Genomic DNA, 13,583 nt, shown 5'->3' with positions numbered 1-13,583 from the left:
GTCCGTCATGACATTCTCCTTGAAAAGTGTTGTCTCAGTGCGTTATGGCCGCACGAAACGACTCGTCCTTGAGGAAGAGTGAGGTGTGATCCGCGCCCATATGGGTCCACTTGAGATTCAGGCCGCCATCCACGAGTAGTGCTTGTCCGGTGATGTAACTCGACAGGTCGGACAGCAGGAACAGGACGGCGCCCGCCTGCTCTTCCGGCCGGCCGCGCCGGCCCATGGCGATGGCGCGGCGATCGCGTTCGGCATCGTCGTCGACATAGGTCATCGAGGCCGGCGTCGCGGTCACGCCGGGTGCGACGACGTTCACCCGGATGTCATCATTGGCCAGTTCGACGGCCATGGTGCGAGTGGCTGCGACCAGCGCGGCTTTCGCTGTGCCATAACCGATGTGGAATGGCGCGGTGTTCATTCCGCTGATCGACGAGATCGAGACGATCGAGCCCCGCAGCCCCTGCGACTTGAGCTCGGCGGCAACGGCCTGACTCATGAAGAACATCGTCTCGAGGTTCTGGGTGAACAGGTCGCGCCAATCTGCGCGGGCGACCCGGGTCGCCGGCATCCAGGTGGCGGGCGCCGCACCGCCGGCGACGTTGACCAGCCCGTATAGTGTGCCCTCGGTGATCCGCACCTGGTCCATCACCGCGGCGATGCCCTCGTCGGTGGAGGCGTCGGCACTCACGGGGATGATGGAGAGTCCTTCCGCGACAAGCGGTGTGATGTGCGTGTCCAGATTCTCCTTCGAGCGGCTCACCGCGATGACGGTGGCACCTGCCTCGGCCACCATCTTCGTCACCGTGGTGCCGATGCCCCCACCTGCTGCGCCGGAGACGATCACGATCCGGCCGGTCAGGCCGACAACATTGTTCTCCATGCGGCGATCAGCGCTCCTTCCGAAGCGCGATGACGCTTCCGTCGGCGTCGGCCGAGACGTACAGGGTTCCGTCGGGCCCGGCCGCGATACCTGCGAACGGCCCTTGCGGCCCGGAGAACGGGACCAATCCCAGAAGTGGCTTGGGAGTGACCCCGGGTGGTGCGCCGACAGGGAGGCCGGTCGCGACGATCTGTCGGCTCTTGGTCTCCAGATCGACGTTGACCACCGACTTGCTCCCGGTGTCGACGATGTAGAGCTGCGACCCCACGACGGTGATCCCCTGCGGTGACTCGAGACCGTCCACGAGGGTGTCGGTGCCCGAACTCGTCACCGCCGCAACCCGGCCCGCGCCCGACTCGGAGACGAGGCAGGTTCCGTCCGCGGTGAACGCCACTCCCATCGGGCGGTCGAGGCCGCTCGCGAGGACGTCGGAGCGACCCGACTGGACCGAATGTACCTGGCCCGTGCCTAGATCGGCGACCGCGATGGTCCCGTTTGCCGCGAAGGCGACTCCGTAGAGCTGATCGAGGCCCTCGACGAGTACCTCGCTCTCGGCAGCGGCGGGACGGTACCGAGACACCGTGCCGTTGCCCGCGACGACGAACTCGCCGTCGCCCGTGGCCGCCATCCCGCGGATGTAGCCGGGGTAGCCGGGGCTGAAAAGCATTCCCAGTGTGCTGAGTTCGGTCCCCGGACGATGGGCGAGCAGGAACGTGCCGTCGGCGATGTAGACGGTGCCGTCCGGACCCACGGTGAGGTCGAGAGGCCAGGTCAGTCCGTCGTTCAGGGCCGTCCGGGTGCCGCCGTCGCCGAGGATCTCGGTGATCTGCCCGGTGAAGCTCGAGACGAAGAGGCGGTCGCCGACGAAGGTGAGGTTGTCGAGGCCGGGGGAGAGCTGGGCCAAGAGTGTCTGCGCGCCGCTGCGGGGATCGATCCGCAGGACCTGTCCGGAGGCGACCTGGGTGGACACGATGTTGCCGTCGGAATCGAACTTCACCGAGTCGGGCCCGCCGAGATCGGCTGCGACCCTTTCGGGTTCACCGCCGTCGAGGTCGATGCGCCAGATCTCGTTGGCGCCGAGCAGCGGATAGTAGAGTTTGCCGTCCGGGCCGACCTCCATGCCGTTGGGCATGGGCAGATCCTCCAGAAGGATCTTGGGGGCACCACCGGCGGGATCCAGTTCCATCAGGCGGCCACCGGGCCGGCATTCGTTCACGAAGAGTCGGCCCTGATGGATCGTGATGCCGTTGGCCCCGGGCAGATCGTCGCGCAGCAACCGGGTGGTGCCGCCGGCCTCGCGCACGCTGACCCGGCCGTCGTAGTACTCGGTCACGTACATGTCCCCATGCGGGTCGAACGCCACGTCGTCGGGCGCGATGATGTCGCTGCCCTTGGCGCTGACGGTCTCCAGGGCACCCGATTCGAGGTCGAGGGCGCTGATCTGGCTCCCGGCCACCTGTGCGATGTAGATGCGCCCGTCCGGGCCCGTGCGGATGCCGTTCGCACCGAACAGTCGGCTCGGTTCGGTCAGTCGCTCAAGGCGCCAGCCATCGGCGAGCTCGTGGGACGAAGTGCTTGTGTAGCGGGCCGCCTGAGTCAAGGTGGGCCTCCTGTCCAGAGGAGAGATCAGTGATGGCGACGTGTCCTGACGGCCGTGTGTGAAGGCCGGATTGGCGTGATGCAGGCCACAATTTCGCTCGCGTCGGAGTCTAATCCGGGAACCGCTAGATTTACAAGTATTACTATCCTTGACAGGATAGGAACCACGTTCTCGGCTACGTATAGTCAGATTATCGAGAGACGGACGCGGTGACACGGCCTTTGGACCGATGCTCGATGACCGTCGCGCAACATCTGCGCGACGGTCATCGTCGGTTCGTCACGGCGTCGGGTGAGTGGCCTCGGATGGGCTGCCGACAATGCACGAGAGCGGGCCCTCGCGACGATCATCGTCGTCGCGAGGCCCCGCTCTCGTGGGGTCTGTGTGTCTGGCGCCTACGCGCTACCGTCGAACAGGCTCGTCACCGAGCCGTTCTCGAAGACCTCGCGGATGGTCTGGGCGAGCAGTGGGGCGATCGAGAGGACCGTCAGGTTCGCGAACCGCTTCTCCTCCGGGATCGGCAGGGTGTCGGTCGCGATGACCTCACGGGCGCCGCAGTTCGCGAGTCGCTCCGCGGCCGGATCGGAGAAGACGCCGTGGGTGGTCGCGATGACGACCTCGCCGGCACCGGCATCCTTGAGGACCTTCACCGCACCGGCGATCGTGCCACCGGTGTCGATCATGTCGTCGATCAGCACGCAGGTGCGACCGTCGACATCGCCGACGACGCGATTGGACTTGACCTGATTGGGCACCAGGGGATCGCGCGTCTTGTGGATGAACGCCAGTGGTGCGCCGTTGAGGGCATCCGCCCACTTCTCGGCGACACGCACGCGACCGGAGTCCGGCGAGACCACGGTGACGTTGTCGGTGCCGTAGTTCTCCCGGACATAGTCGGCGAGCTGACCCTGGGCATGCATGTGGTCGACCGGGCCGTCGAAGAAGCCCTGGATCTGGTCGGTGTGCAGGTCGACGGTGATGATCCGGTCCGCGCCCGCGGCCTTCAGCAGGTCGGCCATCAACCGAGCGGAGATCGGTTCGCGACCGCGATGCTTCTTGTCCTGGCGCGCGTAGGGGTAGAACGGCAGGATCACGCTGATGCGTTTTGCCGATCCGCGCTTGAGGGCGTCGATCATGATGAGCGACTCCATGACCCACTGATTCATCGGGTATGGGCAGCTCTGCAGGACGAATGCGTCGGAGCCGCGTACCGACTCCTCGAAGCGTACGAAGATCTCGCCGTTGGCGAAGTCCCGCGCCGTCTGCGGTGTCACCTTGATGCCGAGCTCGTCGGCGACGGACTGAGCGAGGTCGGGATGGGCGCGGCCAGAGAACAGCATCAGGTTCTTCTGGTTGTCCGTGGTCCAGGTCATGAAAACTCTTCTGTCGGGGGATGTAGCGGTCAGGCGCCCGGCTGGTCGTCTGCCGGGCTGGCGATCTGTTGGGCCTCGAGGGCGGCACGGGCCGACTCGGTGTCCGGGCGCTTGCGCACCACCCAGTTCTCGATATTGCGTTGTTGTCCCGCCGACACCGCAAGGGCTCCGGGCGGGACATCGTCCCGCAAGACCGTACCCGCTCCGGTGTAGGCGCCATCGCCGACCTGCACTGGGGCGACAAACATGTTGTCAGAACCGGTGCGGCAGTGGGACCCGATCACAGTACGATGTTTCGCCACGCCGTCGTAATTGACGAACACACTCGACGCCCCGATGTTGGAGTGCTCGCCGATCGTCGCGTCTCCGACGTAGGTGAGGTGGGGGACTTTTGAACCCGCCCCGATGTCGGCCTTCTTGGTCTCGACAAAGGTGCCGATCTTGCCGCCGACGCCGAGCCGGGTGCCGGGACGTAGGTAGGCGAACGGTCCGACGGACGTATTCGCACCGATCTCCGATTCGCTGCCATGGGTACGGATCACCGCGGCGCCGGCTCCGATCGAGACGTCGCGCAGGGTGGAATCCGGGCCGATGACCGCGTCGTCGGCAACGGTGGTGGTGCCCAGTAGTTGGGTGCCCGGTTCGATGCGCACGTCCTCGCCGATGGTGACGTCGACGTCGATCCAGGTGCTGGCGGGATCGACGACGGTCACGCCGGCCAGCTGATGGCGCCGCACGATCCGACGGTTCAGCTCGGCGCCGAGCTCGGCGAGTTGGACGCGGTCGTTGCAGCCGGCCACCAGAACCGGGTCGTCGACGGTGAAGGCTCGCACGGATCGTCCGTCGTCGCGGGCGATCGCGATCACGTCCGTCAGATAGAACTCGCCCTGCACATTGTCGGTGGACAAGCGGGAGAGCGCCGACCTGAGGGTCGCCGCGTCGAAGGCATAGACGCCTGCGTTGACCTCCGAGATGGCGAGTTGCTCGTCGGATGCGTCCTTGTGCTCGACAATGGCCTGCACCAACGAATCATTGGTCCGGATGACGCGCCCGTACCCGGTCGGGTCATCCGCCCGGAAACTGGTCAGCGTGACCGCGGCACCGCCGTCCGCGGTGTGGGCGGCGACCAGTGCGTCGAGGGTCGTCGCGTCGAGAAGAGGCACGTCGGCGGCGGTGACGACGACCGTGCCGTCGAAGTTGTCGGGCAACACTGTGAGGCCCGCGCGCGCCGCGTCACCGGTGCCGAGTGGCCGGTCTTGAACTGCGATCGTGACGTCACGCCCGAGTTCCTCGGCGACCTCGCCGATCATCGCACTGACGCGTTCGCGTTCATGACTGACGACGGCGATCAAGGTATCGGGCCCGATGCCGGCGGCACCATGAAGCGCGTGGCCTACCAGTGGCCGTCCGGCCAGGGTGTGCAGGATTTTCGGGGTCTTCGACTTCATCCGGGTGCCCGCGCCTGCCGCGAGGACGATCACGGCAGTAGCCGGCGAGGACGTCTCCGTCATGTGGCCCGATGTTACGCAGGCGATGGACGGGCGCCGCGCTCACCCGCCGAAATGCAGGCCTGATAGAAAACAGTGAGGTGACCAGACCTGGCACGGACAAACGGAGGTACAACAGATGAGCACTCAGAAAGTCGCGATCGTCACCGGCGCCGCGCGCGGTATCGGCGCGGGCGTCGCCAAGCGATTGGCCGCCGACGGCCTGGCCGTGGCCGTCCTCGACCTCGACGCGGACGCGTGTGCGGACACCGTCTCGGCCATCACCGGCAATGGCGGAAAGGCGATCGCGGTCGGCGCCGACGTCTCGAAGGAGGAGTCGGTCAAGGCTGCCGTGGAGAAGATCGTCGAGGAACTCGGTCCGCCCACCGTCCTGGTGAACAACGCCGGCATCCTGCGTGACAACCTCTTGTTCAAGATGTCGGTCGACGACTGGGATGCGGTTCTGGGCGTGCACCTGCGGGGCGCGTTCAACATGAGCAAGGCGTGCCAGAAGCACATGGTCGACGCCGGCTGGGGACGCATCGTCAACCTGTCGAGCACGTCGGCGCTCGGCAACCGTGGACAGGCGAACTACTCGGCCGCCAAGGCAGGCATGCAGGGCTTCACCAAGACCCTCGCCATCGAGCTCGGCAAGTTCGGTGTCACCGCGAATGCGATCGCACCCGGATTCATCGCGACCGAGATGACCGCCGCGACCGCCGAGCGCGTCGGCGTCCCGTTCGAGGATTTCAAGAAGGCCGCCGCGGCGGAGATCCCGGTGCAGCGCACCGGCCTCCCGGAGGACATCGCACACACGGCGTCGTTCTTCGCCAGTGAGGGCGCCGGATTCGTCTCGGGCCAGGTCATCTACGTCGCCGGCGGTCCGAAGGACTAGTTCGGTATTCCCGCGCCCTCATCTCGTTCCCGCGTATTCGATCGGATGAGCGGGAACGAAACGGGGGCGCGGGAAGTGCGTCGAACTGACGCCACGATGCTGTGGCACAATCGTCTGCGCAGTATTCCCCCATGGTGTAATCGGCAACACTTCTGATTTTGGTTCAGGCATTCCAGGTTCGAGTCCTGGTGGGGGAGCAGATCACGTCGGTTCGCAATCGCACCGGATACGGCTGTGGCCCGTTGCTCCGCAAGGAACAACGGGCCACAGCCGTGTTTCGGGTCAGGCCGCGATCGATGCGATCATGGCCATCCGGTCACGGCACCGCCGGATTCTTGCCCGAAGCCAAACCGATGTCGGCGGTGTTGTGTTGGCCGGCAATGACTTCGACCTGGATCGCGGCCGGTTCGTACAGGTTGGCCACGATGGTGAACTGGCCGTCGGTGAGCCCGTCGATGCGGTAGCGACCGTCGGCGTCGGTGGTGGCCGACGCGACGATGGTCTGGTCGGGACCGATCGCGGACACCGTTGCGCCGTGCAGTGGGGTGCCGCTGTGCGCGGCGCGCACCGCACCCTCGACACCGCTGGTGGGGGCCAGCAGGATCTCGATGGGTTCGACGTTCCGCCCGGCGGCCGCGTCGATGGTCACCAGTTGGCCGGCCGGCTGGTAGCCGGGAGCGGATGCGGTGACCGCGACCGTGTCGCCTGCGCGCAGCCCGAGAATCGCGAAGTGACCGTCGGAATCGGCATGCGCCTGGGTCACCACGGCACCGGACTGATCGGTGACGATCAGTTTGGCACCCAGGGCGCGGTGGCCGTCGCGGACGCGTCCGCGCAGCACGGCGCCGCCGGCGAGGGTGAAGTCACGGTGGGACACCGTGTCACCGACGACGGAGACGGTCATGGCCTTGGGGGCATGGCCGGGTGCGGTGGCGATGACGGTGTACGTGCCATCGGTGATGTCGTGCACGGTGTAGAAGCCGTCGCCGTGGACTGCCGTGGTGCCGACCTGCCGACCGTGGATGTCGGTGACGGTGATCGCGGCGGTGTCCAGGGGTGTGTCGTCGCCGTTGACGACGCTCCCGGCGATGCGTGGACGTACCGCCGGCGAGACCGACTCACCTTCGACGCTCGGGCCGGCCTCCGGTGATCCGGCGTCGCTGGGCGCGGCCGACGGCAGCTTGCCGCTCCGGACGAGCAGCCCCGCGATCAGTCCGCCGATCAGGAATACTCCTGCGGCCACCGCGAATGCGGTCGTGTAGGAGTCCACTGCAGCCATCTGCGTCAGCTCGTTCTGGTTCGAGACGGTGGCGGCGTGGTCCGTGATGTACGAGGCCGCCGCACTCGACGCGATGGTGCTGAGCAGTGCCGTGCCCACCGAACCGCCGACCTGCTGCATCGTGTTGACCGTTGCCGAGGCGACGCCGGCGTCCTCGGGCGAGACGCCCGAGATGGCTCCCTGCATGGCCGGTGCCATCGAGGCGCCGATGCCGACGCCGAGGATCAGCAGTGCAGGCAGGACATGTGTTGCGTACGAGCTGGTTACGGTGATCTGCGTCAGCAGTGCCATGCCGCCCGCGGCGATCAGCATGCCGCCGGACATCAGCCAACGCGGACCGAAGCGGGGAAGGATCACCGCGGTCGATGTGGTCGCCGTGATCACCAGCATGCCGATCATCGGGAGGAATGCGAGTCCCGTCCGGATCGGGCTGAACCCGAGGTTTTGCTGCAGGTAGTAGGTGAGGAACAGGAAGATGCCGAACATGCCGATGCCGGCGATGAACACCACCAGATAGGACCCGCCGCGGGTGCGGTCCTTGATCACGCGCAGCGGCAACAGAGCGTGCTTGCTGCGTGACTGCCACCAGATGAAGCCGGCCACGAGGACCACACCGGCGATCAGCCAGGTGATGGTTGCCCAGTCGGCCCAGCCGTTGGTCTCGGCGTTCGAGAAGCCGTAGACGATCGAGAAGAGTCCGGCCGACGCGGTGACCACACCGGGCAGGTCCAACTTCGGATGGTGCTCGGACTTGTGCGAGCCGAGGAACAGCACGGCGCCGACGAGTGCGATCGCGGCGATCACGAGATTGACGTACAGGCACCAGCGCCAGTTGGCCCACTCGGTGAGCATCCCGCCGAGTAGCAGACCGAGCGCGCCACCGCCGCCGGCGATCGCGCCGAAGATGCCGAAGGCCTTACCGCGTTCGGCCGGGTCGGTGAACGTGGTGGTCAGCAACGAGAGTGCAGCGGGGGCGAGCAGTGCGCCGAAGATGCCCTGGCCCGCACGTGCGGCGACCAGCATCTCGAAGTTCACCGCCGCGCCGCCGACGGCGGACATCACGGCGAACCCGATGAGCCCGATGATGAAGGTGGTCTTGCGGCCCCATAGGTCCGACAGTCGGCCACCGAGCAAGAGCAGGCTGCCGAACGACAGTGCGTAGGCGGTGATGATCCACTGCCGATCCGCGTCGCCGAAGCCCAGCGATTCCTGGGCGTGGGGGAGTGCGATGTTCACGATGGTCGCGTCGAGCACGACCATGAGTTGGGCAAGGGCCAGGACGCCCAAGACGATCCAGCGCAGCCGATGATGGCGCGCCTGCTCCGATTCCTTCTCGACGGGTGGGGCGTCGAGGTCCTCGTAGACAGTGCTCATCCGAGCCTCCGTTCTAGGCGGAGGTATCTCCTCCGGTTGCTGGCACCAACGTACGCCAACCGGAGGCTATTCCTCCACTTGCTATCATGTGAGCATGGACACGCAAGCCGCCGATGCCATCGGCTCCCGCAAGCTGCGTGCCGACGCCGAGCGCAACCGGCTGCGCATCATCGACGCGGCCCGCGAACTGTTCGCCGAACGTGGGCTCGAGGTGTCCCTCGACGACGTCGCCGAGCGCGCCGGAGTAGGGGTGGGCACCGTCTATCGGCGGTTCACCAACCGCGACGAACTCATCGTCGGTGTCCTCGCCGAACACCTGACCCAGGTGGCCGAACGGACTCGCCTCGCTTTACAGGACCCGGATGCCTGGCAGGCCGTCGTCGATGTCCTGACGCTCGTGGGCACGTCGATGGCCACCGACCGGGGCCTCGCGGCACTCATCATGCGCATCGACCACGAGCATCCCGACATCAAATCGGCGAAGTCGATCCTCACCGGACAGCTGACGCAGCTCTATGAGCGGGCCATGGAGGCCGGGGTGTTGCGTCCAGATCTGGCGCCGAGTGACTTCTTCGGGATCCTCACCATGCTCGCGGCCCTCGCCGACGTCACCCAGCCGACTGTCCCGGACGCGTGGCGACGCTTCCTGGAGCTGATCCTCGACGGCGTGCGCGCGACCGGTCGTACGACCTTGTCGGTGCCGGCGCTCACCGACGATCAGATCCTGGAGATCCAGTGCGCGCGGCGAGACGCCCACCGGTAGCCACGACGAACTCGGCTACGTGATGAGTCCTTCGCTCTTCAGCCAGTCATAGGCGACGTCGGCGGGGTCCTCACCGTCGATGTCCACGCGGCCGTTCAGGTCCTGCATCACATCGTCGGTGAGCCGTTCGGACACCTGATCCATCAGCGGGGCGATGTCCGGGTACGCGTCGAGTGTCTCCTTACGGACCACCACGGTGCCGCTGTACGGCAGGAAGTACTTCTTGTCGTCCTCGAGGGTGACGAGCTGCAGGTTCTTGATCCGGCCGTCGGTGGTGTAGACCATCCCGAAGTTGCACGGCTGGCTCTTGGCCGTCGAGGTGTAGACGACGCCGGAATCCATCTGCGTCACATTTCCCGCGGGCACCCCGTTCGGCGTGTTGTACGGCATCCCGTAGGTCTCGAGCATGGGCAGGAAACCATCTGGCCTGCTGAAGAACTCGTCGTTGATGCAGAAGGTCCGATCCTTGACCGGGAGCTTGGCGATGTCGGACATGGTCTTGACGTTGAGTCGCTCGGCCGTCGGCCCGGACACGGCGAAGGCGTAGGTGTCGTTGAAGTTCGCGGGCGGCAGCCAGACGAGGTTGTTCTCGCTGAGCTCGATGTCGTGGACGCGGGTCCACAGTTCCTTCGGGTCCGGGATCGTCTCCGTCTCATGGTGATAGGTGACCCACGCGGTGCCGGTGTACTCCCACAGCAGGTCCGCGTCACCGTTGAGCTGAGCCTGCCGCGACGACGCGGATCCGGGTGCGTTGGTGAGGTCGGTGACGTCGGCGCCTGCGGCCGCGAGGTAGGTGGCCGCGATCTTGCCGAGCAGGACGCTCTCGGTGAAGTTCTTCGACGTCACGGTGATCTGGGCGCCCGACAACGGCGTCTTGCCGTCGGGCAGCGACGCCTTCTGGAAGGTACCGGACGAACTGACGAGGCCGCAGCCGGCGATTGCGAACAGGGTGACCACCGCGAGCCCGACGGTCCGCGTCAACGACTTTCGCGGTCGCGGCCACCTCATGAGATCCCCCGGGGGGTCGCGAAGAGTTCGACGAGCCGACCGATCCAGTCGATCGTCAATGCCAGCAGGCCCACCAGGATGGCGCCGGACACCAGGAGTTTCGGCAGGAAGAGGGAGACACCGGTGGTGATCAGTGTGCCCAGGCTCGTGGCGCCGATGAAGGTGCTCAGCGTGGCCGTGCCGACCAGGATCACGAGTGCGGTGCGGACGCCGTTGAGAATCACCGGGACCGCGAGCGGCAGCTCCACCTGGACGAGGGTTCGCGCCGCGGAATAGCCGATCCCCCGGGAGGCCTCGATGGTCCGCTGATCCACCTGGCGCAGACCGACGATGGTGTTCTGCAGGATCGGGAGGATGGCGTACACGACGAGACCGATGACGGCGGTGCGGAACCCGGTGCCCAGCCAGAACGTGAACAAGACGAGCAGACCGACCGCCGGTGCGGCCTGACCGACATTGGCGATGTTGATGGCGATGGGGTTGAGCCATCGCATCGACGGCCGGGTGAGCAGGATTCCCAACGGGATCGCGATCACCACGACGATGACGGTGGCCACCAGGGTCAGCTTGATGTGCTCGAGAATGGTGGTCCGGAGGTTGTCCCAGCCGAGTGAGGCCTGTTCGGTCTCGGTGAATGTGGTTGCCTGATACCAGATCACATACCCGGCGGTGAGTACGACGATGAGCAATGGCTCGAGCCACACGTCCATCGGCAAGCGGCGTAGTCGTCTCATGGGTGCTCGCCGGCTCCTGGTTCGCCGGCCGGCGATCGGTCGTCCACCGGAGTGTCGACGCCGGGCTCGTCGTCGGCAGCGACGATCACCGGCATCTCGTTGGTGGACGAACCCTCGGGATGCTCGACATAGGAGAGGGATTCGGGGTCGTCGCGAACTTCGGCCAGCTGACCACGGATCACGTCCATCACCAATCCGATGCTCAACGACCCGATCACGGCGCCGCGCCCGTCGGTCACCAGGACGCCGCCCTGACTGGCCGCGAGCATGGAGTCGAGGGCGTCGTTGAGCGTCGACGACCGTGCGACGACGGGTAGCCGCCGGTCGATGTAGTCGGACACCTGAGGCTTGGTTCGTAGCTCCTCGAGCGATGGCCACGCGCGCGGATGGCCGTAATTGTCGACGACGACCACCCAGTTGTGCCCGGCGGAGCGTGCTCGCGCGATGACCGCGTCCGCCGACTCGCCGACCCGTGCGGTCGTGACCGGCTCGTGCTGCACGTCGCGTACGCGCGACAATGTCAGATGGGCCAGCGTGGCACCGGACCCGACGAACTGCTCGACGAATTGGCTGGCCGGGTTGGCCAGGATCTCCTCGGGTGTCGCGTACTGCTCGATGTGGCCGCCCTCGGACAGGACCAGGACCTTGTCGCCGAGTTTTGTGGCCTCTTCGAAATCGTGGGTCACCACGACGATCGTCTTGCCCAATTCGTGCTGGATGGCGATGAGACTGTCCTGCAGACGAACCCGGGTGATCGGGTCGACCGCACCGAAGGGTTCGTCCATCAGGAGCACCGGGGGATCGGCCGCCAGGGCACGCGCCACGCCGACACGTTGTTGCTGCCCGCCGGACATGTCCTTGGGCAGTCTGTCGGCGAAGGTGTCGGCATCGAGCCCGACGAGATCGAGGAGGTAGGCGGTGCGCTCGGCGATCCTCTTCTTGTCCCAGCCGAGCACGCGGGGGATCGCGCCGATGTTCTTCGACACCGTCCAGTGCGGGAACAGGCCGCCGGACTGGATCACGTAACCGATGGATTGCCGTAGCTTGTCGGGATTCTCGTTGGTGACGTCGCGGTCGCCGATGAAGATGTGACCCTCGGTCGGCTCGATGAGCCGGTTGATCATCTTCAGCATCGTGGTCTTCCCGCATCCGGACGGACCGACGAAGGCGACGATGTCCCCGGCGTCGATCTCCAGGCTCAGACTCTCGACAGCTGGTTTGTGTTGTCCTCGATAGCGCTTCATCACGCCGTCGAGTCGGATCGAGGTTCCGGTGACGGTGCGGTCGGGGGAGGCCGAGTCCATTGCCGGTTCGGTCATGACAGTCCTTTGGAGATCGTGAGGCGGCCGAGCAGGACGAGGAGGCCGTCAAACACCAACGCGATGATGACGATGAGAACGGTTCCGGTGAGGGCCATCTCGAGGGCGTTGGCACCCCCGAGCCGGGACAGGCCGCTGAAGATCAGCGAGCCCAGCCCGGGGCCGAGTACGTAGGCCACGATGGCGGCGACGCCGATGATCATCTGGGTGGAGACGCGGATCCCGGTGAGGATCACCGGCCAGGCGATGGGTAGCTCGACGGACAGCAGAATTCGCCAGCGGGACAGGCCGATGCCCTGAGCCGCCTCGATCACCGACGCGGGAACCGATCGCAACCCGACGATGGCGTTGCCGATCACGGGCATGGCGGCGAAGAACGCCAGCATGATGAAACTCGGGATCACACCCAGCCCGAACGGCACGATCAGCAGGGCGAGGAGGGCCAATGACGGGATGGTCAGCGCGACGCGGCTGGTGGTCAGGGTGAACGACGAGAAGAACGGCAGCCGATAGACCACGACGGCGATGAGCACCGCGGCCACTGCGCCGACCAACACCGTCTGAAATGCCAGTGAGGCGTGTTGGTACGTGAGGAAGGTCAGGTTGGCCGCATGCCCCTGGATGTAATCCCACAATTGCACGGGAATCCCCTCGTCGTCGGCCCGTCGGCATCAGAACCCGAACTGACGGACACAATCTGAGGTCTGAGCCGGATCTCACAGTAATCCGCCGACGTCCGGTCAGGCAGGGTTTTGTTCGATGCGACGGCACTCTTGACTTCCGAAAGTCCGCCGACACATGTGGCCTGACCTGCCCTCATGTCGAATAGGTAACGATTGGTGGCCAATCGGTGTCGTGCGCGCGATCGGTG

11 protein-coding genes, 1 tRNA gene and 1 pseudogene are annotated in these 13,583 nt (G+C 66.0%); 3 read left to right on the top strand and 10 right to left on the bottom strand.

The window, feature by feature from the left end:
• Positions 1–34: 34 nt before the first annotated feature.
• The 4 genes from ACLQ3I_RS13120 to glmU all read right to left on the bottom strand — a co-directional run bounded on the left by ACLQ3I_RS13120 (position 35) and on the right by glmU (position 5,364).
• Positions 35–880, bottom strand: coding sequence for an SDR family NAD(P)-dependent oxidoreductase (locus ACLQ3I_RS13120; protein ID WP_425788534.1), 846 nt, complete (start codon positions 878–880; stop codon positions 35–37).
• Between the two features lie 7 nt (positions 881–887).
• Complete coding sequence (locus tag ACLQ3I_RS13115; RefSeq protein WP_425788532.1) at positions 888–2,480, bottom strand: SMP-30/gluconolactonase/LRE family protein; 1,593 nt, start codon at positions 2,478–2,480, stop codon at positions 888–890.
• 395 nt (positions 2,481–2,875) lie between these two features.
• Positions 2,876–3,853 carry a ribose-phosphate diphosphokinase gene (locus tag ACLQ3I_RS13110; RefSeq protein ID WP_425788530.1) on the bottom strand — a complete coding sequence of 326 codons (978 nt, stop codon included), beginning with the start codon at positions 3,851–3,853 and terminating at the stop codon, positions 2,876–2,878.
• Between the two features lie 29 nt (positions 3,854–3,882).
• Positions 3,883–5,364: a bifunctional UDP-N-acetylglucosamine diphosphorylase/glucosamine-1-phosphate N-acetyltransferase GlmU gene (gene glmU / locus ACLQ3I_RS13105; protein ID WP_425788529.1), complete on the bottom strand. Its 1,482-nt coding sequence runs from the start codon at positions 5,362–5,364 to the stop codon at positions 3,883–3,885.
• A gap of 115 nt (positions 5,365–5,479) precedes the next feature.
• Between glmU and fabG the strand changes: the two genes are divergently transcribed.
• Both fabG and ACLQ3I_RS13095 read left to right on the top strand, forming a co-directional pair.
• On the top strand, positions 5,480–6,235 hold the full coding sequence (gene fabG, locus ACLQ3I_RS13100) for a 3-oxoacyl-ACP reductase FabG (protein WP_425788527.1): 756 nt from the start codon (positions 5,480–5,482) through the stop codon (positions 6,233–6,235).
• Positions 6,236–6,360: 125 nt separating this feature from the next.
• Positions 6,361–6,432: transfer RNA gene (locus tag ACLQ3I_RS13095), tRNA-Gln, on the top strand.
• A gap of 119 nt (positions 6,433–6,551) precedes the next feature.
• On the opposite strand, the gene ACLQ3I_RS13090 is transcribed toward ACLQ3I_RS13095, so the two are convergent.
• Together ACLQ3I_RS13090 and ACLQ3I_RS13085 are read right to left on the bottom strand one after the other, a co-directional pair.
• Positions 6,552–7,325 (bottom strand): MSCRAMM family protein, encoded by a 774-nt coding sequence (locus ACLQ3I_RS13090; protein ID WP_425790429.1) that lies wholly within the window; start codon positions 7,323–7,325, stop codon positions 6,552–6,554.
• 63 nt (positions 7,326–7,388) lie between these two features.
• A pseudogene (locus ACLQ3I_RS13085) lies at positions 7,389–8,888 on the bottom strand (MFS transporter); the annotation flags it as partial.
• A gap of 94 nt (positions 8,889–8,982) precedes the next feature.
• Here ACLQ3I_RS13085 and ACLQ3I_RS13080 point away from each other — a divergent pair.
• On the top strand, positions 8,983–9,651 hold the full coding sequence (locus tag ACLQ3I_RS13080; RefSeq protein ID WP_425788525.1) for a TetR/AcrR family transcriptional regulator: 669 nt from the start codon (positions 8,983–8,985) through the stop codon (positions 9,649–9,651).
• A gap of 15 nt (positions 9,652–9,666) precedes the next feature.
• Here ACLQ3I_RS13080 and ACLQ3I_RS13075 read toward each other — a convergent pair whose 3' ends face one another.
• From ACLQ3I_RS13075 to ACLQ3I_RS13060, 4 genes are read right to left on the bottom strand one after another with little or no spacing between them, the layout of a single operon-like run.
• On the bottom strand, positions 9,667–10,659 hold the full coding sequence (locus tag ACLQ3I_RS13075) for a glycine betaine ABC transporter substrate-binding protein (RefSeq protein ID WP_425788523.1): 993 nt from the start codon (positions 10,657–10,659) through the stop codon (positions 9,667–9,669).
• Positions 10,656–11,393, bottom strand: coding sequence for an ABC transporter permease (locus tag ACLQ3I_RS13070; RefSeq protein ID WP_425788521.1), 738 nt, complete (start codon positions 11,391–11,393; stop codon positions 10,656–10,658). The genes ACLQ3I_RS13075 and ACLQ3I_RS13070 overlap by 4 nt, the downstream gene beginning before the upstream one ends.
• Positions 11,390–12,712 (bottom strand): ATP-binding cassette domain-containing protein, encoded by a 1,323-nt coding sequence (locus ACLQ3I_RS13065; protein ID WP_425788519.1) that lies wholly within the window; start codon positions 12,710–12,712, stop codon positions 11,390–11,392. The genes ACLQ3I_RS13070 and ACLQ3I_RS13065 overlap by 4 nt, the downstream gene beginning before the upstream one ends.
• Positions 12,709–13,353 carry an ABC transporter permease gene (locus ACLQ3I_RS13060; protein ID WP_425788517.1) on the bottom strand — a complete coding sequence of 215 codons (645 nt, stop codon included), beginning with the start codon at positions 13,351–13,353 and terminating at the stop codon, positions 12,709–12,711. The genes ACLQ3I_RS13065 and ACLQ3I_RS13060 overlap by 4 nt, the downstream gene beginning before the upstream one ends.
• Between the last annotated feature and the right edge of the window lie 230 nt (positions 13,354–13,583).

It is taken from the genome of Gordonia sp. DT101 (genome assembly GCF_049844895.1).
Taxonomy (GTDB): Bacteria; Actinomycetota; Actinomycetes; order Mycobacteriales; family Mycobacteriaceae; genus Gordonia.
The sequence above is the reverse complement of the archived record's forward strand: the minus strand, read 5'-3'. Positions and strand labels throughout refer to the sequence as shown.